Annotated in this window: 1 pseudogene; it reads left to right on the forward strand. The window is 36.6% G+C overall.

Annotated features, from left to right (window positions below):
• Window positions 1–175: 175 nt before the first annotated feature.
• Window positions 176–268, forward strand: a pseudogene (locus SB660_RS20980) (protein CgeA); the annotation flags it as partial.

Below are 268 nucleotides of genomic sequence, written 5' to 3' on the forward strand. Positions count from 1 at the left end.
TTTCACAATATGTGCGACTTCGATTTATGGTATAGGCTATGTCCACTCCATTAAAAAATCAGCATTTTCCTTAAATAGATGAAAAATAGATCAGGTACGGCGTTCGACTCATACCAAATAACAGCCGGAAGAATATGAATAACGTGAGTTCACTATCGAATAGGAGGTGTGTGTAATGAGCTCTGAAAATGCACAGTTAAAAAAGGATTTAATTAAAGCCGTTTTAAGCCCTTTATTTCCAGCTGCAACAGAAGGAGGAGAAAATATG

This window comes from Bacillus sp. SIMBA_005, from assembly GCF_046535585.1.
GTDB lineage: Bacteria > Bacillota > Bacilli > Bacillales > Bacillaceae > Bacillus > Bacillus pumilus.